Raw genomic sequence first — 21,385 nt, 5'->3', positions numbered from 1 at the left:
AGGGTTAAAAACGCAGACGCCGAATTGACGGCAAAGATGACTGACGTTTCAGCCGACGACGCGGGCGACCGCCCGGTCGTCGTCGACCTCCACTCCGCGTGTACCTCCCAGGAGGTCGAACCCGACGAGTACTACCACGCGACCGTGAACGGCGTCGTCGACTACGGCGTCTTCGTCGACCTCTCCGAGCACGTCTCCGGGCTCGTCCACGAGTCCACGTTCGACGGCGACCGCGACCTCGCCGTCGACGACGACGCCGTCGTGAAGCTCACCGAAGTCCGGGACAACGGCGACCTGAGCTTCGAGCTCGCGAGCCTCGACGACTACGAGACCGTCGAACGCGCGCACAGCTACGACCGCACGGACGCCGAGACGGTCGGCGACCGCGTCGGCGAGACCGTCCACGTCGAGGGGGAAGTCGTCCAGATCAAGCAGACTGCGGGCCCGACCATCTTCCGCGTGCGCGACGAGACCAGCGCCGTCCCCTGTACGGCCTTCGAGGCCGCGGGCGTCCGCGCCCACCCCGTCGTCGAAGTCGGTGACCTCGTCCACGTCGAGGGCGACGTCGAGGAGCGCGAGGGAACCTACCAGATCGAGGTCGCGAGCATCGAAGTGCTCGACGACGAGGACGCCGCGGACGTCGCGGGCCGGCTGGACGCCGCGCTCGCCGAGCGGGCCGAGCCGCTGGACGTCGACCCGCTCGTCGACTGGCCGGCCCTCGAAGGCATGCTCCCCGAACTCCGCTCGGTCGCGCGCACGCTCCGCCGCGCGGTCCTCGAAGGCCGCCCGATTCGGATGCGCCACCACGCCGACGGCGACGGCATGTGCGCGGCCGTCCCCGTCCAGTACGCGCTCACGCAGTTCATCGAGGACGCCCACCAGGACGCCGACGCCGCGCGCCACCTCCTCAAGCGCCTCCCCAGCAAGGCGCCGTACTACGAGATGGAGGACGCCACCCGCGACCTGAACTTCGCGCTGGAGGACCGCGCGCGCCACGGCCAGAAGCTCCCCCTCCTGCTCATGCTGGACAACGGTAGCACCGAGGAGGACACGCCCGCCTACAGGGCCCTCGACAGCTACGACATCCCCATCGTCGTCGTCGACCACCACCACCCCGACCCCGAGGCGGTGGACCCGCTCGTCGAGGAGCACGTCAACCCGTACCTCCACGGCGAGGACTACCGCATCACCACGGGGATGCTCTGCGTGGAGCTCGCGCGCATGATCTACCCCGGGCTCACCGAGGAGCTCGAACACGTCCCCGCGGTCGCGGGGCTCTCGGACCGCTCGAAGGCCACGGAGATGGCCGACTACCTCGAGCTCGCCCGCGAGGCCGGCTACGACGAGGAGTTCCTCCAGCACATCAGCGAGGCCCTCGACTACGAGGCGTACATGCTTCGCTACGACCCCGGCACGCAGCTCATCAACGACGTGCTGAACGTCGACGGCGACGAGGAGCGCCACCGCGAACTCGTGCCGTTCCTCGCGAACCGCGCCGCCGAGGACGTCACCGAACAGCTCGACGCCGCGTCCTCGCACGTCGAGCACGAGCGCGTCGCGAACGGCGCGAACCTCTACCGCATCGACGTGGAGAACCACGCCCACCGGTTCACGTACCCCGCGCCCGGGAAGACGACCGGCGAGATCCACGACCGCAAGGTCGAGGAGACCGGCGAACCCGTCATCACCATCGGCTACGGCCCGGACTTCGCCGTCCTGCGCAGCGACGGCGTGCGCCTCGACATCCCGACGATGGTCGAGGACCTCAACGAGGAGCTGCCGGGTGCAGGCGTCTCCGGCGGCGGCCACCTCGTCGTCGGCTCCATCCGCTTCGTCCCCGGGATGCGCGAGGAAGTCCTCGAATCCCTCATCGAGAAGATGGCGGACGCCGAACTCGACGAGGAGCTCCACAGCGCCCCGAAGCGGTAGTCAGCGCTCCCGTTCCCCATCTCTTCTCTCTCCTCGCTGGTCCTGCCAGAACCCGTCTCTGCCTGCTTCGGAGTCCGCGCCGAACTCGATGCGGCGCGCACAGCCCGCGACCGCGATCGCGGCCGCTGCGACGACGGCCGCGAGCCCGACCGGCAACCGCCACGCGCCGCCGCGCCAGTCCGCGCGGAACGCCCTCCCGAAGTACGTCGCGACCGCGTCGTCCTCGACCACGACGACGACTTCCCGGTTCTCCGTGGCGGCGTGCTCGTTCCAGTTCAGGCTGCCGACGAGCGCGCGCTCGCCGTCCACGACGGCGCCCTTCACGTGGACTTCCTCGTAGCGCGAGCGCGGCTCCGCCAACTCGGCTTCGAGGTCCAGTCCCTCCGCGGCCGCGATTCGGTTCAGGCGCTCGGTCGTGTTCCGATTCCCGTCGCGGGCGTACCACTTCCCGGAGAGCAGCACGCGCACGCGGACGCCGCGGCGTGCGGCGTCGACGGTCCAGTCGGTGAACGCGCTGTTGGGGTCGAGGCTGGCCTGCTGGACGACCAGCGACTCGTCGGCGGACGCGACGAGCTCGCGGACGCCACGACGAGCGTTGTCCGGTGCGACCAGCACGCGGACGCGGTCGGCCTCCGCGTCGACCGTCGGAAACCGAGTTGGATACGACTCGGTCGCGGGATCGCCGTCGACGACGGTGAAGTTCTCGCGGACCGCGTCCCACGGTTCGGCGTCTGCCCACTCGGTGTCGGCGCGGAACACCCTCGCGAGGTGGTCGGCGACCCGCGGGTCTGTCACAGCGACGCCCCAGCCGCGGTTGCCGTGGCCGCCGCTGCCGGACGGCTTCCAGTTCTCCGAGAGCACGACTGCGCGGTCGTCGGCGACGGCGTACTTGGCGTGGTGGAAGCTGTACCGCGCGCGCTCGCCGTCGAGCACGCGCACGTCCACGCCCGCGGCGGCGAGCACGTCGAGCCTGTCGTCCTCGGGACTGGGCGCGCCGCCCGCGACACCACCCTCGACGAGCACGCGTACGTCCACGCCGCGTTCGGCGGCCGCGACGAGCGCGCGAGTCGCGCGAGCTGACGTGAACGTGTAGCCGGCGAGGTAGAGCCGGCTGTCCGCGGATTCGAGGACGTCCAGCGGCGGGCCCGGGGAGTCGGGGAGCGCGAACGCCGACACGGACGCGTTCGCTGCTTCGACCGGCGCGAACGAGGACGCGCCCAGCGGCGTCCACTCGCCGCCGTCCCACCGTTCCGCGGTGGGAGCGCTCGGGTACGCGAGCGCGTCCACGGTCCGGTTTCCGGCGCGGAGTTCGACGCGCTCGCCCGCGTTCGAGAGCGCGAGCGAGCCGTTCAGACCGACGACCCGGTGGTCGGTGCGCTCGCGCGCGGCCGCCGGGTCAGTGGAGAGCGCGACGGTACCGGAGAGCGTGCGGTTCGGGAGCGCGGCGGCGTCGTTGTCGTCGGCGAGCGTCCAGCCCGTAGTGTCGGTCGGCTCGTCGAAGCGGACGGTGACGAACTCGCCGGCGTCGCCGTCGCTGGCGGGGTTCGGCGCGACGGCCGTGATAGTGGCCGTGGCGAGCAGCGCGGCGACCGCGAGGCGCACGAGCACGCCACGGGCTGGTCCCGGCTTCGCACTTGAAGTTCGGGGACGAGTCGAGGAGAACGGCGTTACGCAGCGGCTTCGGCGGCGTCGGAGTCGAGGGCGTCGGCGGCGCGCTGGGCCTCCTTCTCGACGAGGAACGAGCGGTCGTCGGCGTACTCGGCGGCGGCTTCGAGCGCGCGCTCGGTGCCGATCTGGACGAGCGCCCACGCCGCCGACGCGCGGACCGTGTGGCTGTCGTCGTCGGCGAGCACGTCAGTGAGCGGGTCGATGGCGCGCGTGTCGCCGATGAGGCCGAGCGAGCGTGCCGCACGAGAACGCACGCTGTCGTTGTCCGCGACGAGCTGGTCGGCGACTTCCTGGGTGGCATCCTCGCTACCGATCTCGCCGAGGGACTTCAGCGCGGTCTTCCGGAGTTCGGGGTTGCCGTCGGCGTCCACGAAGTCGACGACGTGCTCGATGCCGTCCTCGCTGCCGATGCGGCCGACGATCTCGACCGCCAGCAGGTCGCGGCGCGCGGCGCGCTCGCCGACCTCGTCGAGGGCGTCCGCGCTGCCGATGCGCTTGAGCGACTCCATGCAGTGGCGCTCCATGAAGTCGGAGTCGCCGAGGTGCTCCAGGCAGAGCAGCACCATCTCGACGTTCGCGCGCTGCTCCCACTGCTTGAGCGCCGTCCACTCCGGCGGGTAGTCCTTGTGCTTCTGGTTGATGACGTCGTAGAAGCCCTCCGCACGGAGCTTCTGGCGGACCGAGAGGTCGTCCCACTCCTGGGCGTCCTCGACGCCAGCGAGGAAGCCATCGGTCACCTCGACGAGCGCCTCGATCGTCTCGGTGTCCTCGTCCGGGTCGAGGTCCGCGGCTTCGATGGCCTCGGCGACCTGGTCGAGGTCCGAAGCGAGCGCCTCGGGGTCGGCGGTCTCGGCGCCCGTGAACGTCTCGTCGAGCACGTCCCCGGCCTCGTCGAGGTAGTCGTCGACGGCGTCCTGGAGCTGGTCTTCGCCTTTCTCGGTCCACTGCGTCGACGTGATCGTCGACTGTGCGTCCTCGACGTCCGTGACGACGTCCTCGGCGTACGGCCCGCGCTGGGCTTCGAGGTCGTCGCGGAGCGCCGACAGCCGGGACTCGACCTCGTCCGCGGGGTCCTCCTCGTCGTCCTCGTCGGGTTCCGGGAGGTCCGCCGCTTCGAGGTCGGACTCGACGCCGTCGAGGACGGCTTCGGCGTCGTCGAGGTCCGCCTCGGTCTCGGCGTCTTCGAGGATGGCCTCGGCGTCGTCGAGACGCTCCTGAAGCGTTTCTACGTCCACGTCCGGGGCCGGCGCGTCGGCCGACTCCTCGGGTTCCTCGTCCCCGTCGCTCATACCAATTGGTTCCGCCAGCGCGCCTATGAGCGTTTCCCTTCGCCCCGCCAGTAGAACCGCGGCGCGAGCAGGAGGTACGCGCACGCCCACGCCAGCAGCGCCCGCGGGAACACCCGCGAGACGACGGCCGGCGCGAGCACCGCGGCCGCCTGCAGGGCGCCCATCGCGAGCGCGTCCCGCGAGTAGAGGTCCGGGTACGTGACCGGCGACAGCATCAACACGGTGAGCACTGCGATGGACGCGACGACCACGGTCGGGTCGCTGATTCCGGCGAGTACGCCCGCAGCGAGAAGGGTCGCCGCGAGCGTCGTCGGCACGCCCTCCGTGTGGGCGTTGCCCGTGTCGTAGGCGGTGTAGAGGCCGAGGCGAACGACGCCCGCGGCGACGAACAGCGCACAGACCGCGAGCGCGACGCCGCCCCACGCGCTGTCGTACCCCCAGGCGTTCCCCGCGACGGCGGCGGCGAGGAACGCGGGCGCGACGCCGAACGACGCCACGTCCGCGAGCGAGTCGAGGTGTTCGCCGGCCGGCGTCCCGCCGTACCGCCGGGCGAGCACGCCGTCGAGGCCGTCCGCGATGGCCGCGAGCAGCACGAGGCGCGCGGCGAGCGCGACGTCGACGGTGGCCGCGACCACCGCCACGAAGCCGAGCGCCGCGTTCGCCGCGGTCACGGCGTCCGCGACGCCCAACCGGCCGACGAAGCGGGGCTGCATGTTCCACGCATCTCGGCAGGCGCCTTTACGTGTTTACATCCGCACCCGCCCGCGCGAGGGCGGTGGCGTCGCGCGTTCCCGCGCCACGGGCCCGGACCGCGCCGTATAAATGCCGGACGGTCCGAGTGTCGACCATGCAACGCCGGGCGTTCCTCGCCGCAGGAGCTTCCGCGACCGCGGCGCTGGCCGGCTGCGTCGGCCCGTCGCTGTCCGACTCCGAGTACGACATCGGCATGCAGTCGAACGCGTTCGTCCCCGAGCCAGCCGTCGAGGGCGCGGACGTCCCGACGTTCGAGGCCGCCGTCGGCGACACCGTCGTCTGGGCGAACACGGGCTCCCGGAACCACACCGTCACCGCCTACGACGACGGCCTCCCCGAGGGCGCCGACTACTGGGCGTCCGGCGGCTTCGAGAGCGAGCAGGCCGCCCGCGAGGCGTGGGAGCAGAGCATCGACGGCGGCGGCATCGTCCGCCCGAGCGAGACCTACGAGCACACCTTCGAGGTGCCCGGCGACTACTACTACGTCTGCATCCCCCACGAGAGCGCTGGGATGGTCGGGAAAGTCGTCGTCACCGAGTGACGATACCTGCGACTGCGCGGCGACGTTTTCGCGAAAAGTGTTGATGTGACGCGAGCGGTTAGGCGTCGTCCTCGACGCCGACCGACGTCTCTTCCTCCTCGTGGACTTCCTCGGGCGGCGCTTCGAGCGTCGTCTTCTGGACTTCCACGCGGCGGAGCGGGTAGATCGTGTTCGCCTCGTCGTAGATCGCCGAGGACAGCCGGCCCTCGATGATGGAGTCGATGAGGGCCTCGAACGTGCGGTCCTCGCCGGCCTCCTCCACGAGGTCGATCATCGTTCGGCGGATGGCCTTCTGCTGGCTCTGGTCGGCCTGCTTCGTGGTGTACGCGACCGGCTGGACCTTCAAGCGGTAGTCGTCCGTCGTGAGGACCGTGATGGTCACGCCGATCTTCGAGGAGCCGCGGCGCACGAGGCTACGCTTGTAGTCGCGCGTGAGCTCGTGCTTGACGAACTCGGTAGAGGCGGTGTCGCTGCCGACGTCGTTCACCTGGAAGGTGAGCTTGACGTTGTTCTCGCCGCCGTCGACGAGTTCGTCGAGCGTCGTCTCGATGGTTCGGTCGTAGATCTGTTCTGGCTCGTCGGCGGGCGTCTCGCCGAGCTCCTGCCGGTCGAACTCCTCCGGCGCGAGCACGGTGTACCACCGTTTCTCCTGGTTCTGCTTGGATACGGAACGTTCGCTCATGATTCGTGTGTCGTGTGTCGGTTCGCGTGCTGTGCAACTTCGGTCGCCACCGTGACGTTCACGACGTAGTCGTCGACCGTCGACTGGAGGCCGCCGGTGTCGTCGCGCTCGATGCGCGTGACGACACCGCCGTCCTCGACTCGCGTGTCCATCTCGGCGGTGTTGTCGGGGCGGACCGCGGCCGCGACGAGTCCGGGGTCCGGTACCTCGGTGCGAATCGTCGCCGCCCGCGTCATAGCGCACCCCGCACTGTCTCCACGAGGTCGGCTTCGTGTTCGGCGTCCGCGACGGCTAGCGTCGACGTCCCCGCGCCGTTCGGGAGGACGTCGCGGGCGTCCGCGTCCGTCGTCGCGAGTGCGCCGGTGTCGTCGCCGACGACGAGCACCGCGGGCTCGCGGGCGCGGTAGTCCCGAACGAGCCGCGCGACGGTCGGCTGCGCGGCGTCGGCCTCGACGACCTCGACCGCGCTGTACCGCGACGGGTCCGCGCGCCGGACCGCCGCGTGCGCCGCTTTCGCGTGGTCGCGCCACGCGTCCAGCGCAGCCGGCGAGTCGACCGCGCCGAGCGCCAGCGCGACGCCCAGTCCGGGCGCCGCCCACGCCAGCGCACCGAGCACGTCCGCGTACCCCTCGACCGTCTCGAAGGGGCCGTCGGGCGTCTCGTGCGGGCGGAGCACGCCTGCGACGCTGTCCGCGGCGCGAGCCGTCCCGGCGTCGGTCGCGTCGAGCGCGACGACGGACGCGAGTCTGCGTCGCGCCGCCTCGTCGAGCTCCGGCGGGAGGCCGAGTTCGGCGAGCGTCGCGCCCGCCGCCTGCTCGTCCCCGGAGAACGACGCGTGGACGCGCGTCGAGTGCGCCAGGCCCGCCGCGAGGTCCGCGGTCGGAATCCCGACGCCCGGCCGCCGCGTCAGGTCCGCGGTGTCTCGGACGTCCTCGGACGGCTCGATGCCGTCTGCGAGCGCGCCCGCGAACGCGAGCACCGGGTCGGGGTCCGCGCCGACCGCTCGTGCCGCGTCGAACGCCGCGTTCGGCGCGTCTTCTGCGAACACCGCGTCGGCCGCCGGCGACTCGACGCCGACTGCCACGAGGGACGCATCGGCCGCCTCCGAGTCCGGCGTGCCGCGAGTCGCGCGCACCTGGTACGGCACGCCGCGCTCCTCGCACGCGTCGGCGAGCATCGCAGCCGCCGCGATGCTCCCGCCGGTCGGCGCCGCCGCCACGCGAACGAAGTCCGCGTCGCTCAGCACCGACTCGGCGTCGGGCTCGGTCGCGGCCGCAGTGCGTCCCGTCGTCGCCATCTATTCGAGGAGCTCCTTCGCCTTCTCGTAGGAGTACTTGAAGTCCTGGTCGAGCTCGTCGCCGCGGTAGTAGTTGGCGAGCCGACGGAGCTTCGACTCCGTGTTCTGCAGCGCGCGCTTGTTCTGGTGGTCCTGCCCGTTCTCCTGGACGTGCTCGCGCAGCCGAACCGCCTTCTCCAGGAGGTTACGGAAGTCCTCCGGGAGCTCGGGCTCGGCGTCGTTCTCCTCCAGAATCTCGGTGACCTTCTTCCCCGTCGCCAGCTTCACGTCCGGGACGGGCGTGCCCTGCACGCCCTCGTCGCGGAGCTTCAGGCCGATCTGCGAGGGGTCGTGCCCCTGTTCGGCGAGCTCCACCACGCGGTCCTCGATTGCTTCCTCGTCTACGTCGCTCCACTCCGGTGGTTCGTCTGCCGCCGGGCGGTCCGAGCCGGACGACCCACGGCGGCGCGTGTGCATTCGTGCCATTGTTCGGATTGGAACTACACGAAACGCTGACGGCACCAGACGGTGCCGGAACACTACCGCAGTCCCAAGCCCCGCCGGCGGACGCGAGACGCGTCAAGCCCGCGGCGCGCAGTCGGATCTACGGCCGTGTGGTTCCCTACAGGCGAGAACACGCTCGGGGACGTAAAGGGTTTCCATCTCTCCGCACGGCCGCCTGCCCGCGAATCGCGGGGTTTATCAACGACCCCGGGCAACGTGTGACTGCGTTCGAGGGCTCGTAGATCAGTGGTAGATCATCCCCCTGGCACGGGGAAGGCCTCGGGTTCAAATCCCGACGAGTCCACTTCTACCGACGTCACCCGCGAGCGACTGGTGTGTCGCTCGCGGTGACTGGTTCGTAGTGGCGAAGTCGGGATTTGAAGCCCTACCAGTCGCAGCCCGCGCAGCGAAGCGAGCAGGAACGTCTGGTTCCGGGTTCAAATCCCGCAGACGAGCGAAGCCAGGCTGCGGCCCTCGCGAACCCTTCGGTTTCGACCGGTCCCGACGAGCCTACACTGTGATTGTGTAACGTGGCTACAATCGTTTTCACTGGTAGAGTCCGTAACCCCCGATGTATTTTGCCGCCGACCCTCCAACGACGAGGGCACGCGATGACCGACCAGACCCGGCCCGGCTTCGACATCCTGTTGCTGACCGCCGGCGTCTGGTTCCTCGCGAAGTTCCTGCGGTACGCGTTCCCGCCGCTGTTCCCGCAGTTGCGGAGCCTCTACGGTGTCTCGAACGGCGTGCTGGGCGCAGCGTTCACGACGATGATGCTGGTGTACGCGCTCCTGCAGTTCCCGGCGGGCGTGGTCGCCGACCGCCTCGGACCGGCCCGCGTCGTCGCCGGGGGCGTGGCAGTGACGGGGGTGGCGGCGCTGGTGCTGGCTGCGCCGGTGCCGCTGGCGGTGCTGGTCGGCGGGATGGTGCTCGTGGGGTTCGGGACGGGCGTCCACAAGACGGTCGCGGTGGACTTGCTGTCGACGCTGTACCCGTCGCGGCGCGGGCGCGCGCTCGGCGTCCACGACACGTTCGGAGCGTTCGGGGGCGTGGTCGCGCCGGCGGTCGTCGTCGCGGTCGCGGACGACCCGGGGTGGCGCGCGCTCTTCCTCGGCGCCGGCGTACTGGCGCTCGTTCTCGCGAGCGCGTTCTGGCTGCGGACGCCCGACGACGCCGGCAGGCGCGACGACGCCGAGACGCCCGAGAACGCGAGCGAGGAGGGGACAATCGCGCTCGCCGACTACCGCGCGCTGCTCGCGGACCGCCGCTTCGCCGTGTTCCTGCTGGTCACCGTCGGGTTCTCGTTCGCGTACAACGGCGTCGTGGCGTTCCTCCCGCTGTACCTCGCGGACGCAGCGGGTCTCGACAGCGCCACCGCGAGCCTGCTGTACAGCGTGCTGTTCGCGGTCAGTCTCGTCCAGCTCACCACGGGCGAGCTGAGCGACCGATTCAGCCCGCTCGCGGTCGTCGTCGGCACGCTCGCGCTCGCGACCGGCGGCCTGCTGGGGCTGCTCGTCGCCGGGCGCTCGCCGGTCGTGCTCGGCGCGACCGTCGTCGCGTTCGGCCTCGGGAGCCACGGTTTCCGGCCCGTGCGCGGCGTCTACCTCGTCGACGTGGTGCCAGACTCGCTGGCGGGCGGCGGCCTCGGCGTCGCGCGCACGATCCTGATGGGCGCGGGCGCCGTCGCACCCGCCGTGGTCGGAGTGGTCTCCGAGGACGCGGGGTTCCGCACGGCGTTCGGCGTGCTGTTCGTCTCGCTCGCGCTCGCCGCCGCGCTCGCCGTCTGGCTGCTCGTCACCGACGGCGACTGATGGCTCCTCCTCGGCTCTCTCCGGGTCCCGGCTCAGGTGTCCGTGAGACTCGCGGTCGCGAGGTCGACGCTGCGCAGGAACCCGCTGCCGGAGACGAACGCGGCGTCGCCGTCGACGTGGAGGCGAGCGAGCGAGTCCTCGGCGACGGCCGTCGCGCCGACGAGGCGGCCGGACGCGGCGTCGAGCGCGACGAGGTGGCCGGTGTCGGTGCCGGCGACTGCGTACGAGTCGTGGGCCGCCAGCGACGTCGTCACGCGGCCGTACGACCAGCCGTCGACGTCAAGCGGCGCGATCTGCTCGTACGCGACCGCGGGCTCGTCGAGGTCGATGGCGGAGAACTTCGTGTTGTCCGCGTCGGTCTCCGTGACGGTGAGGAGGTAGTCGCCGTACAGGTCGAGCGCGCGGACGTAGTTGCCGTCGGCCTGCCAGGCGACGTCGCCGGTCTCGGTCTCGACGGCGAACAGCGTGCCGTTGTACGTCGCGTAGAGGAGCCCGCGGTCGGCGTCGAGGCGGAAGCCCGCGTTCGGCATGTCGAGGTGGTCGCGGTCGTCCCACTCCCAGACCGTCGAGCCGTCCGCGAGGTCGAGTTTCGCGAACGTGCGCCCGGAGCCGACGTAGAGGAACCCGTCGTCACGGAGCGCGCCCGGCGTCGTGAACGTCTGTTCGGACTGCCACTGGTGGTCGCCGGAGTCGGCTTCGAAGCCGTGGACGCGCTGGCCGAGCACGACGACGGTGCCGTCGTAGACGCGCGGTCGCGCCGCCCGGTACACGTAGACGTCCTCGAACCAGTTCCGGTCGCCGGACGATCGAGCGATCGAGAGCAGCCGCCCCTCGTCGCCGACCGCGAACGCGGCGGACTCGCCGAGCGCGACCGGCGCTTCGACGGTCTGCTCGGACTCGGCCTGCCAGTCGACGTCTCCGCTGTCGGCGGCGAGCCGGTAGACGTTGCGCCCGATGGAGACGTACAGCTCTTCGCCCGCGCCGTCCGTGACCAGTCCGCGGACCGTCCCGTAGAGGTCGCGGGTCCAGCGGTAGTGCTCGGGGGGCGCGGCGGTCGTCGGCTCCGCCGTGGTCGTCGAGGTCGGCTCCGGGGTCGTGTCGGTCGACGAGTCGGGTGCCGGCCGCGAATCGAGGGGGTTGAGCGGGGACGCGCCGACGAGCGCGCTCGCGCCGACGCCGAGTCCCATCGACCGCAGGAACGAACGGCGGTCCATCAGTCGTTCACCTCCGGCGTGCGGCCGGCGCCGCCGTACCGGTGGTAGAGGGCGACGCCGGGCACGGCGAACAGCGCGAACAGCAGCGTTTGTGCGACCGCGCTGTCGACGTACGTCACCCAGTCGACCAGCCAGCTCAGGACGAACGCGCTGGCGAGCGCGCTCCCGACGACCCCGGCGGTCGGCGAGACGAGCGCGTCTCTGTCTCGTCCGTATTCGGCGTCGGCGCCCGCCAGCTCACTGGATTCGGGCTCCGATTCGGCGGCCGCCGTTCCGGCTGCCGGTGGCGAGTGCGCTCGCTCGGCCGCTCCCGTGGTCGCCTCCGCGTTCACCGCGTCGTCCCCGCGTTCGGACTGGCGGGCTGCGAGCTGTTCGCGGAGCGTGTCGGTGCCGCCCGAGTCGACGGAGGCCGTCCCGGGCTGTGGGCCGTCACCGCCTCCCGAGCCGTCCCCGGAGGAGCGCGCGGCGCCGACGCCGTACGTGACGAGACTCAGCACGAAGACGACGCCGGCGGCGGAGAAGAGCTGGGCGCGCTGGGGGTTCGGGCGTTCGTAGCTGACCGTCGAGCAGTCCTGGTAGTACGTCGAGTCGACGCACGCCGTCGAGGACTCCGAGACGGTCGCTGGCTGGGCGGCCGCGAGCAGGAACAGCAGGACCGCGAGAACCAGTCCCGCGGCGCCGAGTGTTTTCAGTGACATAGTCAGATGGCGAGGATTGTCAGCAGGAAGAACGCGAAGATGGCGGCGAGGACGACCGCGAGGACGGTGGTCCCGTCGGCCTGCTGGCTCGGGTCCGCGACCTCCTTGGTGCCGTCGCGGGTGCGGTCGTCCACGACGGCGACGGCGTCCTCCATCGGGGAGTCCGCGAGCGCGTCGAGCCGGTCGAGGAACGCCAGCACGAACTTCTCGGGGTTCGCGCCGACGTCGAGGCCGACGTTCTTCTCGGCGACGACCGTGACCTCGGTAGTCTCGTCGTCGACCGCGCGCAGTTGCACGGTGATGGTCTCGCCGTAACTGGAGGTGAGCACGCCGAACCGGAATCCGGTCTTCGCGACGACGACCCCCTCGGCCTCCTCGTAGTAGGTCTCGACGCCCTCGACGAACTCCAGGGCGCCCTTCACCAGCAGTCGCGCGTCGTCGAAATCGCACGCGAGCGTCCGTGTCTTCACGCACGAATCGTCGCCGAACCGCGCAGATAACAGTCGCGAAAGCGGCAACCCTGACGCCCGCGGGTGGTTCGAGGCGTCGAGGCGATCCGGGCGCCGTGTCAGGCGGGACTGGGCGTCTGGACGGTGGAGATGTAGGACGCGAGGTCCGTCGTGGTGATCATGCCGATGGCGGTGCCGTCGTCGTCGACGACGGGCATGTGGTGGAAGCCCCGTTCGATCATCGCGTCGGCGACGTCGCGGATGGAGTCCTGGACGCCCGCGGTGACGACGTCGGTGGTCATGTAGCGCTCGACGGTGGTGCGGGCCTTCGGCTTGCTCTTCGCGACGATGGTGACGAAGTCGGTGTTGGTGAGGATGCCTTCGAGGTGGCCGTCCTCGTCGACGACGACGACCGAGCCGATACCCTCGTCGAGCATGAGCTCCGCAGCGTCTTCGACGAACGTGTCCGGCGTCACCGTGTGGAGGCCGTCCGACATCAGGCGGCCGACGAAAATATCGTCCATACCGAAGAATTACCGCGGCGGTTGTTAAGCATTGCCCGTTGTCGTGTTATCACGGCGTACGGAGGCGGCGAACCGAACACCTACACGTGCCGACTGCTAACTGTCGAGCGTGATTCCCGTCGCGCACGCACAGACCGCGGGCTTGGACGTCCCGCTTGTGCTCGCGCTCGCCGCCGCGGGCGTGGCGTCGGCCGTGCTCACGGGCGCAGCGCTGGCGGCGTTCCTGCGCCGGCGCTCGCGGCCGTACCTGCTTGTCGCGCTCGCACTCGCCACGCTGCTGGCGCGCTCGGTGGTCGCGGGGGCGAGCGTCGGCGGCCTGCTCGCGGGTGACGTCCACCACGTCCTCGAACACGGCCTCGACGTCGCGATGGCGGGGCTCGTCATCGCGGCGGTCTGGTACGCGCGCTCGGTCTCCCGGACGCCCGCAGGAGGTGACCGGCGGTGAGCGACGCCCGGGACCGCATCGCGGCGCGCGTCCGGGACGACCCCGGCGTCCACTTCAACGCGGTCGTCCGGACCACGGACCTCGCCCCCGGGCAGGTCCAGCACCACGTCCGCCGGCTGGTTCGAGCCGGCGACCTCGCCGTCGAGCGCGTCTCCGGGCGCACGCACTACTTCCCGCCGGAGTACGGCGACTGGGAGCGCGGCGTCCTCGCGCTCGCGCGCCGCGAAACCGCCCGCGACGCGCTCTACTACCTCCTCGACGAGGGACCGTCCAGCCCCGCGGACGTGGCCGAAGGCGTCGGCGTCGCGCGCTCGACGCTCGAACACCACCTGGACGCGCTCACCGAGCGCGGCGTCGTGGAGAAGCGCCGCGACGAGCGCAACCGCGTCACGCTCGCGCTCGCGCGTCCCGAGGACACTGTCCGGCTGCTCGCGGCCGTCGACCCGTCGACCGCCGACCGGTTCGTCGACCGCTTCGAGCGCCTGCTCGACGACCTGCTCGACTAGGCCGCAATCGACTGGCCGCCGCCCGTGGCGCGCACGACGCTCCCGACCAGCAGCAGCACGCTCACCGCGAAGAACACGCCGCCGACGGGCGAGGAGGGGTCGAGGAACGCCCAGTACGCGGGCGTCGCGGCGGCGCCGAAGACGACCGAGAGCACGCCGTAGAACGCGGGCGCACAGCAGCAGCACGCGGTCGCGCCGGTCGTCGCGGCCATCCCGAGCGCGGACGTGCTGCCGCTGGCCGCGCTGTCGGCCCGGGACTGCTGGACGAGCACGCCGACGTTGACGGCGACGAGACTCCCGAGCAGCGTCAGCAGCGCGACCGTCCCGACGGAGACGAACCCCGCCAGCGGAATCGAGGGGAAGACGAACTCGACTGCCGGCCACGCCACCAGCGGGTCGGCGATCGGCAGGAACAGCACGGTCGCCTCGGTCGGCGCGCCGATACCGGCGTCGGGGTTGAACGAGATGGTGCCCGCGGAGAACGCGAAGAACACGGCGAACAGCCCGCCGGCGACGAGCCCAGCGCCGAGGGGCCGGCGGTCGCGGCGCAGGCTCTGGACGACGCCCCACGCGTCCCGCCAGAGGACGTACGCGACCGCGAGGAGGACGGCCGCGACGACCACGTACCCGAGCGGGTGGTAAGTGCCGCCGTTCGGCATCGCGACGGGGTAGACGACCCACGCCGCGAGTAGCAGGCCGAGGCCCGCGTACCGGGGGCGGTCCGGCCACCAGAGCCGACCGACGACGAGGCTGCCGACGGCCATCGCGGCGCCGACGGCGAAGCTCAGCGTCGGGTAGACGTCGTGAATCTCCGGGCCGGTGTCGGCGACGACTTGCAGTTCGACGAGCCCGACGAGCCCGAAGCCGCCGACGAGCGCGGCGGCGAGCCCGACGACTGCGGCGGTCGTACCGCCGACGCTACCGCGGCGGTAGGCGGCGACGGTGACGGCCGCGGCGCCGAGACCGGCGAGCGCGAGCACGAACAGTAGCCAGTGCGGCGTCCCGGCGTGCGTGGTGCCGGAGTGAGCCGCGCCCGTGCCGACGAACGCGGCCGCTGTGAGGGCGAAGCCGCCGGTGCGTCCGGCGGCGCGGAGGGGGTGCATACTCGGGTGTTCGCGCGGAGCGGCTTGCGGGTTCTGGTACGCGCGTCGAATTCGACGACCGCACCAGAACGGCTTTTCGCGGGAAGCCGTTACCCCCGTGCATGCTCCCCGATTCCCGCGGCGTGAGCCGCCGCGCGTTCCTGAAGTCCGCGGTCGCCATCGGCGGCGCGAGCGCGCTCGCGGCCTGCATGGAGCGCGAGGAGGTCGACGTCCCGTCGGGCGTCGACGACCCGTCGTCGCTGCCCGAGCGCCAGCACGCGTGGAACGACGTCCTCTCGCGGGACGACGCGGGCAACGTCGTGCCGCCGCGCCACCACGCGCTCGTCCACCTCGACCTCGACGACACGCCCACAGCGGACGACCGCGAGACCGTCGAGGCCGCGCTCCGCGTCCTCGAACGCGCCTACGAGCGCTCGAACGACGGCGTGCTCGCGACGCTGGGCTACTCGCCGGTGTACTTCGACCGCTTCGATTCCGAGCTCCCGGAGTCCGTCCACCTGCCGGAGCCGCGCTCGCTCTCGGACTTCGAAGATCCCGCGCTGGACACGCCCGACGCCATCCTCCACCTCGCCAGCGACCACGCCAGCGCCGTCCTCGAAGCCGAGGAGGCGGTGCGCGGGAACCGCGACACCGCAAACGGCGTCGACGTCGACGCGGCGCTCGCGGACGTGTTCTCGGTCGCGGACCGCCGCTCCGGATTCGTCGGCGAGGGCCTGCCCGCCGAGAATCAGGACACGGACGGCGTGCCTGACTCCGAGCCGGTGCCGGAGGACGCGCCGTTCTACATGGGCTTCGAGTCGGACTTCGAGAAGAGCCAGGCGACCGAGGACCGCGTCACCATCCAGTCCGGGCCGTTCGCGGGCGGCACCACCCAGCACGCCTCTCACATCGACCTGAACCTCACGCAGTGGTACGAGCAGGACGACCGCGAGTCCAGAGTCGCACAGATGTTCTGTCCCGCGCACGCCGACAGCGGCGCCGTCGAGGGAACCGGCGGGAACCTCGGCACCGACCCCGGGATGGACGACTGCGGCGACCCCGTGGAGACGGGCGAAGACCGCGGCGTCGTCGGGCACTCCCAGAAGCTCCAGCGCGTCCGCGAGGACGGCCGCCCGGTCATCCTCCGCCGGGACTTCGACTCGACGGACGGCGGCCACGCTGGCGTCCACTTCCTCGCGCTCCAGCGCGAGATTGCGGCCTTCGAGCGCACCCGCGAGGCGATGAACGGCGACGAGGTCAGCGGCGAGACGCCGGTCGGGCGCAAGCGCAACAACGGCATCCGGCAGTACCTCTCGGTCACGCACCGCGGCAACTACCTGCTGCCGCCGCGGTCGACCCGCGCGCTCCCCACACCGGAGGGCAGCGATGCGTGAGTCGAGCCGGCGCGCGTTCCTCGCGGCGACGGGGGCCGCGGGCCTCGGTGCGACCGCGGGCTGCCTGAGCTTCCTCGAAACCGAGCGCGCGAGCCGCGAGCCGCCGCTCCCCGACGACCGCCCGAACGCGGCGTACGTTCCCTCGCACGTCGAGGGGATGGAGATGGCGGGAATGGAGACCCGGGGACGGTACGCGTGCGCCCTGACGTACACGTTCCCGCACCGGTTCTGGCTCGTCCGGGACGCGGACACCGACCGCGTGAACGTCCGCGGCGAGGACGACGTCCACCTGATGGCCTCGGTCTGGGACGCCGAGACGGGGACCGCGCTCCCGACCGCCAGCCCGGAGGTCGAGTACACCGACCCGGACGGCGAGCGCTCGACGGTGACGCCGTGGCAGATGCTCTCCCAGCGGATGGGCGTCCACCACGGCGACAACGTCTCGCTCGGCCCCGAGGGCAACTACGACGTGACGGTCCGAGTGGTCCCGTCGTCGACGCGGCGGTCGAGCGGCGAGTCGGTCGCCACTGACCCCGTGGAGTTCGGCTTCTCGTTCACGTTCGACAGGAGCGCCCTCGACGAGCTCTCCTTCGAGGACATCCCCGCGGACCGCGAGGGCAGCGAGGGCGCGGTCGAGCCGATGGAAATGGAGAGCGTCGGACTGTCACAGGCGCCTCCGGAGGACTCGTTCCCGATTTCCGTGCTGGGGCGCGGCGAGACGGGCGGCGCCGAGCTGGTCGTCGGGACCACGAGCGAGTTCGGGGACCTCGCGGCCGGCGACGGCGAGACGTACGTCGCGGCGTCGCTGCGCACGCCGCACAACGACTTCGTGCTCCCGGACGCCTCGCTGTCGGCGACCGTCGACGCGGGCGGCGAACGGGTCTTCGATAACGACCTCGAACCGACGCTCGATGCCGACATCGGCTACCACTACGGCGCCGTCGTCTCCACTGGTGAGGGAGTCGAGAACGCGACCGTGAGCGTCGACACGCCGCCGCAGGTCTCCCGCCACGAGGGCTACGAGACGGCGTTCTTCGAGTTCTCTGACGTGTCGGTCTGAGACCCGCTATCCTTTTGGCTCGGCGGGCGAACCCGGGGTATGGAGCGGTTACGCGAGTCCTTCCAGCGGGCGCCCGTCATCGAGAAGGACGGCGGCTACGAGTACGTCGTCCTCCCAATCAGCAACGGCGTGCCGATGCTCGACCCCGCGCTGCTGCGGGAGGTCGTCGTCGGCATCACGCGCGTCGCGGACCTCGAAGACGTGGACAAGATCGTGACGCCGGAGGCGATGGGCATCCACATCTCGACGGCGGTGAGCCTCCAGACCGACCTCCCCGTGACGGTCGTGCGCAAGCGCGAGTACGGGCTGCCGGGCGAGGTCGAGGTTCACCAGGAGACCGGCTACTCGGAGAGCGAGATGTACGTCAACGACGTCAGCGAGGGCGACCGCGTGCTCGTGCTGGACGACCTGCTGTCGACCGGCGGGACGCTGCGCGCGCTCACGGACGCCCTCGACGACATCGGCGCGGAAATCGCGGACGTCGTGGTGGTCATCCGGAAGGTCGGCTCGGCGAGCGCGATGGCGGACTCGCCCCACGACGTCACCGCGCTCGTGGACATCGAGGTCGCGGACGGCGAAGTGACGGTCGTGGACGAGTACCGGTAGCACGGCCGCGCTCCTGTCAACTCCCGTGGTAATCGGTCGCAAGGGTTTTTGCGGCTGCCCGGCCAGTACCCCCCAATGGCAGGCGACGATGCCGGGGCCGGCGGGGCGACCGCCAGCGGCGGCACCGACGACACACCAGCGGAGGGCACACTGAGCGAGCGGGGCCGCGACTTCGACTGGCGACACCTCACGCCCGCGATCGAACTCGCGGACGGCGGCGCGACGGTCGGCGACTACTCCTGGGTGGACTATCTGGAGGAGTACGGCGACGGCGACGCCGCCGACCGCGTGCGCGAGCGCCGCGAGCGCGTCCGGCACGAGCTCGCGGCCACCGACACGCCGGACGACGAGGAGGTCGGGCCGCCGTACCCGGACTGGGACGAACTCGGCGCGGACCCGCCGGAGCCGAAGTGGGACGCCGTGGACGCTGACCCGAGCGACGACCTCGGCTTCGACCCCGAGGAGAAAGGCGGCGTGCTCGCGACGGCGGCGCGGCGCGCGAGCAACTTCCACGACTACTTCGACGAGTTCACCGACCCCGAGACGACGCCCGTGGTGAAAGACGACTGGATGTGGGAGCACTTCAAGCGAGAGTACTACTACGTCGGCGAGAACGACTGGACGCGGCCCCGCGACGACGACGGCGACATCGTCCGGTTCGACCCCGTGGAGTACCTCGGCTTCGACCCCGACGACGTCGAGCACTGGCTGTCCGTGAAAGACGGAGCCGCCGACAGCATGCTCGACCTCGAAGACGAGCGAACCGTCGACATCCGCGAGGAGATGGACGAGGACGCGTTCTTCTCCACCGTAGCGGGCCAGACGACCATCGCGAACCGCTACGACCTGGAGAAGGCCGTGCCGATGGAGAAGAAACGGCACTTCCGAGAGGTGGAGCGCTACTGGGTGAACAAGCCGTACGCGTTCGTCGTCATCTTCCACTCCGACCGCGAGAACGAGAAGAAGTACTACCTCGTGGAGCCGTACCGCAACCCCATCGAGACGGACCTCCAGGAGTTCCTCACGGAGAAGCTCCGCACCGCCATCAAGTACGCCAGCGACGACGTCTCGGCGGCCGGCGACGACCCCGAGCGCCGCGGCGTCATCGAGCGCGAGACGCGAAAGCTGCTCGACCGCTACGACCTCTACGACGGCCCCGTCGGGCGAGAGCAGTCGCTCGTCGACAAGCTGTTGGCAGCTATCGGCCGCGGCGAGCTCCCAACCGAGAGCGACGACGGCCACCTCGACGGCATCATGGCGCGCCCGGAGCCCGCGGTGCTCGCGGAGGACCCGGACGCGCTCACGCAGTACCAGGTGGAGACGCTGCTGTACGTCCTCCAGCGGAACTTCATCGGCTACGAGCGCATCGACGGCATCAAACACGACATCAACGTCGAGGACATCTCCTGCGACGGCTACGACTCGCCGGTGTTCGTCTACCACACCGACTACGAGAACCTCATCACGAACGTCTACCACGGCCGCGAGAGCCTCGACGACTTCGTCGTGAAGCTCGCCCAGCGCTCCGGGAAGGGCATCTCGAAGCGCCAGCCGCAGGTCGACGCCACGCTCCGCGACGGCTCCCGCGCCCAGCTCACGCTCGGCCAGGAAGTCAGCGACCACGGCACCAACTACACTATCCGCCAGTTCAAGGACGTGCCGTTCACCCCCGTTGACCTCGTGAACTGGCAGACGTTCAGCCTCGACGAGATGGCGTTCCTCTGGCTCTGCATCGAGTCCCACAAGAGCCTCGTGTTCGCGGGCGGCACGGCGTCCGGGAAGACCACGAGCCTGAACGCCGTCTCGCTGTTCATCCCGAGCAACGCGAAGATCGTCTCCATCGAGGACACCCGCGAGGTCGAGCTCCCGCAGCGCAACTGGATCGCCAGCGTCACCCGCCCGAGCTTCGGCGAGGACGAGACCGGCGACATCGACGAGTTCGACCTGCTGGAGGCCGCGCTCCGCCAGCGCCCCGACTACATCGTGATGGGCGAGGTGCGCGGCGAGGAGGGCCGCACGCTCTTCCAGGTGATGTCCACCGGCCACACCACGTACACCACCTTCCACGCGGACAACGTCGGCGAGGTCCTCAAGCGCTTCACCACGGAGCCCATCAACGTCTCGAAGACGCTGTTCACGGCGCTCGACCTCGTCTCCGTGCAGTCCCAGACGCGGGTCAGGGGACAGAAGGTCCGGCGCAACCGCTCCATCACGGAGATCAACCGCTACGACCCCGAGAACGACGAGATCAACGTCAACGACGTGTTCCAGTGGGAGCCCGAGGACGACACCTACCGCCAGACGGCGGACTCCTCGACGCTGGAGGACATCAAGTTCGACCGCGGGTGGACCCAGCAGGAGCTCGACCGCCAGCTCCAGGAGCGCCGCGTCCTGCTGGCGTACCTCATCGAGCAGGGCCTCAACGAGTACGCCCAGGTCGCGGCGACCGCGCAGGCGTACATCAACGACCCCGACACCATCCTCACGCTCGTCGCGAACGACCAGCTGGAGGACGCGCTCGAAGACCTCCGCGGGATGGAGAGCGTGCTCATCGACGTCGACCCGGACAAGGAGGCGATGGTCCCCCGCCCCGACCCCTCCGAGAGCGTGCTCGAAGAGGCCGAGGGCATCCTCGAGACCGCGCGGGGAGACGGCGGCGTGCTCGCGGAGTACGAGGACGAAGTGCCGGACTCGCTGGCGTCCGCGCTGGCGCCCGACGCCGCCGACCAGGACGTGGTCGCGGAGGCCCGCGGCCTCGACCCGGACGACCTCGAAGCCGCCATCGAGCGCGTGACCGACGCGGAGTTCGCGCCCGGCAGCGAGCGCGCGTCGGCGGACGGCGACGAAACCGCGCCCGCATCCGAACCCGACACCGAGCCGTCGCCGGACCCGTTCGCCGACGACGACCTCGACGCGGCCGTCGTGCGCGTCGACGACACCGACGACGGGTTCGG

General features: G+C 70.9%; 20 protein-coding genes, 1 tRNA gene and 1 pseudogene. 10 read left to right on the top strand and 12 right to left on the bottom strand.

Annotated features, from left to right (window positions below; all coding sequences use genetic code 11):
• Nucleotides 1-36: 36 nt before the first annotated feature.
• Nucleotides 37-1,929, top strand: coding sequence for a DHH family phosphoesterase (locus G9C83_RS05610; protein WP_167245112.1), 1,893 nt, complete (start codon nt 37-39; stop codon nt 1,927-1,929).
• Here the strand turns inward: G9C83_RS05610 and G9C83_RS05605 are convergent, their stop codons facing one another.
• From G9C83_RS05605 to G9C83_RS05595, 3 genes are read right to left on the bottom strand one after another with little or no spacing between them, the layout of a single operon-like run.
• Nucleotides 1,930-3,537, bottom strand: coding sequence for a phospholipase D-like domain-containing protein (locus G9C83_RS05605; RefSeq protein WP_167245111.1), 1,608 nt, complete (start codon nt 3,535-3,537; stop codon nt 1,930-1,932).
• 59 nt (nt 3,538-3,596) lie between these two features.
• Complete coding sequence (locus tag G9C83_RS05600; RefSeq protein ID WP_167245110.1) at nt 3,597-4,886, bottom strand: HEAT repeat domain-containing protein; 1,290 nt, start codon at nt 4,884-4,886, stop codon at nt 3,597-3,599.
• 23 nt (nt 4,887-4,909) lie between these two features.
• Nucleotides 4,910-5,599 carry a protein sorting system archaetidylserine synthase gene (locus G9C83_RS05595; protein ID WP_167245109.1) on the bottom strand — a complete coding sequence of 230 codons (690 nt, stop codon included), beginning with the start codon at nt 5,597-5,599 and terminating at the stop codon, nt 4,910-4,912.
• Between the two features lie 134 nt (nt 5,600-5,733).
• Here G9C83_RS05595 and G9C83_RS05590 point away from each other — a divergent pair, with 134 nt between their 5' ends.
• Complete coding sequence (locus G9C83_RS05590; RefSeq protein WP_167245108.1) at nt 5,734-6,180, top strand: plastocyanin/azurin family copper-binding protein; 447 nt, start codon at nt 5,734-5,736, stop codon at nt 6,178-6,180.
• Between the two features lie 58 nt (nt 6,181-6,238).
• Here G9C83_RS05590 and G9C83_RS05585 read toward each other — a convergent pair whose 3' ends face one another.
• Genes G9C83_RS05585 through G9C83_RS05570 form a run of 4 tightly spaced genes read right to left on the bottom strand, consistent with a single transcriptional unit; the run spans nt 6,239 to nt 8,624 of the window.
• Nucleotides 6,239-6,862: a 30S ribosomal protein S3ae gene (locus G9C83_RS05585; RefSeq protein ID WP_167245107.1), complete on the bottom strand. Its 624-nt coding sequence runs from the start codon at nt 6,860-6,862 to the stop codon at nt 6,239-6,241.
• A complete protein-coding gene (locus tag G9C83_RS05580) occupies nt 6,859-7,098 on the bottom strand; it encodes a KEOPS complex subunit Pcc1 (RefSeq protein WP_167245106.1) in 240 nt (79 codons plus the stop codon). Before G9C83_RS05580 ends, G9C83_RS05585 begins: the two co-directional genes overlap by 4 nt.
• Nucleotides 7,095-8,159, bottom strand: a complete 1,065-nt coding sequence (locus G9C83_RS05575) for a hypothetical protein (protein WP_167245105.1) — start codon at nt 8,157-8,159, stop codon at nt 7,095-7,097. Before G9C83_RS05575 ends, G9C83_RS05580 begins: the two co-directional genes overlap by 4 nt.
• Nucleotides 8,160-8,624: a 30S ribosomal protein S15 gene (locus G9C83_RS05570; RefSeq protein ID WP_167245104.1), complete on the bottom strand. Its 465-nt coding sequence runs from the start codon at nt 8,622-8,624 to the stop codon at nt 8,160-8,162.
• A 250-nt stretch (nt 8,625-8,874) separates the two neighbouring features.
• Between G9C83_RS05570 and G9C83_RS05565 the strand changes: the two genes are divergently transcribed.
• Together G9C83_RS05565 and G9C83_RS05560 are read left to right on the top strand one after the other, a co-directional pair.
• Nucleotides 8,875-8,946: transfer RNA gene (locus tag G9C83_RS05565), tRNA-Ala, on the top strand.
• A gap of 307 nt (nt 8,947-9,253) precedes the next feature.
• Entirely contained in the window at nt 9,254-10,453 is a 1,200-nt protein-coding gene (locus G9C83_RS05560; RefSeq protein WP_167245103.1) for an MFS transporter, read from the top strand.
• A 32-nt stretch (nt 10,454-10,485) separates the two neighbouring features.
• Here the strand turns inward: G9C83_RS05560 and G9C83_RS05555 are convergent, their stop codons facing one another.
• From G9C83_RS05555 to G9C83_RS05540, 4 genes are all read right to left on the bottom strand, one after another.
• Nucleotides 10,486-11,667: a PQQ-binding-like beta-propeller repeat protein gene (locus G9C83_RS05555; protein WP_167245102.1), complete on the bottom strand. Its 1,182-nt coding sequence runs from the start codon at nt 11,665-11,667 to the stop codon at nt 10,486-10,488.
• A complete protein-coding gene (locus tag G9C83_RS05550) occupies nt 11,667-12,365 on the bottom strand; it encodes a hypothetical protein (RefSeq protein ID WP_167245101.1) in 699 nt (232 codons plus the stop codon). The genes G9C83_RS05555 and G9C83_RS05550 overlap by 1 nt, the downstream gene beginning before the upstream one ends.
• Before the next feature lie 2 nt (nt 12,366-12,367).
• Complete coding sequence (locus G9C83_RS05545) at nt 12,368-12,835, bottom strand: hypothetical protein (RefSeq protein WP_208288424.1); 468 nt, start codon at nt 12,833-12,835, stop codon at nt 12,368-12,370.
• Nucleotides 12,836-12,933: 98 nt separating this feature from the next.
• Nucleotides 12,934-13,338 carry a CBS domain-containing protein gene (locus G9C83_RS05540; RefSeq protein ID WP_167245100.1) on the bottom strand — a complete coding sequence of 135 codons (405 nt, stop codon included), beginning with the start codon at nt 13,336-13,338 and terminating at the stop codon, nt 12,934-12,936.
• A 109-nt stretch (nt 13,339-13,447) separates the two neighbouring features.
• Here G9C83_RS05540 and G9C83_RS05535 point away from each other — a divergent pair, with 109 nt between their 5' ends.
• Both G9C83_RS05535 and G9C83_RS05530 read left to right on the top strand, forming a co-directional pair.
• The gene (locus tag G9C83_RS05535) at nt 13,448-13,783 is read left to right on the top strand and encodes a hypothetical protein (RefSeq protein WP_167245099.1); all 336 of its coding nucleotides are present in this window, start codon (nt 13,448-13,450) and stop codon (nt 13,781-13,783) included.
• Nucleotides 13,780-14,289, top strand: coding sequence for a winged helix-turn-helix transcriptional regulator (locus G9C83_RS05530; protein ID WP_167245098.1), 510 nt, complete (start codon nt 13,780-13,782; stop codon nt 14,287-14,289). Before G9C83_RS05535 ends, G9C83_RS05530 begins: the two co-directional genes overlap by 4 nt.
• Here the strand turns inward: G9C83_RS05530 and G9C83_RS05525 are convergent.
• A complete protein-coding gene (locus tag G9C83_RS05525; protein WP_167245097.1) occupies nt 14,286-15,392 on the bottom strand; it encodes a hypothetical protein in 1,107 nt (368 codons plus the stop codon). The two genes, G9C83_RS05530 and G9C83_RS05525, sit on opposite strands and share 4 nt — an antisense overlap.
• A 101-nt stretch (nt 15,393-15,493) precedes the next feature.
• Here G9C83_RS05525 and G9C83_RS05520 point away from each other — a divergent pair, with 101 nt between their 5' ends.
• The 4 genes and pseudogenes from G9C83_RS05520 to G9C83_RS05505 form a co-directional block, all read left to right on the top strand.
• Complete coding sequence (locus tag G9C83_RS05520; RefSeq protein WP_167245096.1) at nt 15,494-16,765, top strand: Tat pathway signal protein; 1,272 nt, start codon at nt 15,494-15,496, stop codon at nt 16,763-16,765.
• Complete coding sequence (locus tag G9C83_RS05515) at nt 16,758-17,825, top strand: hypothetical protein (protein ID WP_167245095.1); 1,068 nt, start codon at nt 16,758-16,760, stop codon at nt 17,823-17,825. The genes G9C83_RS05520 and G9C83_RS05515 overlap by 8 nt, the downstream gene beginning before the upstream one ends.
• Nucleotides 17,826-17,864: 39 nt before the next feature.
• Nucleotides 17,865-18,431, top strand: a complete 567-nt coding sequence (gene hpt, locus G9C83_RS05510; protein WP_167245094.1) for a hypoxanthine/guanine phosphoribosyltransferase — start codon at nt 17,865-17,867, stop codon at nt 18,429-18,431.
• A 198-nt stretch (nt 18,432-18,629) separates the two neighbouring features.
• Nucleotides 18,630-21,140, top strand: a pseudogene (locus G9C83_RS05505) (type II/IV secretion system ATPase subunit); the annotation flags it as partial.
• Between the last annotated feature and the right edge of the window lie 245 nt (nt 21,141-21,385).

The organism is Halobacterium sp. R2-5, from assembly GCF_011734195.1.
Lineage (GTDB): Archaea > Halobacteriota > Halobacteria > Halobacteriales > Halobacteriaceae > Halobacterium.
The sequence above is the reverse complement of the archived record's forward strand: the minus strand, read 5'-3'. Positions and strand labels throughout refer to the sequence as shown.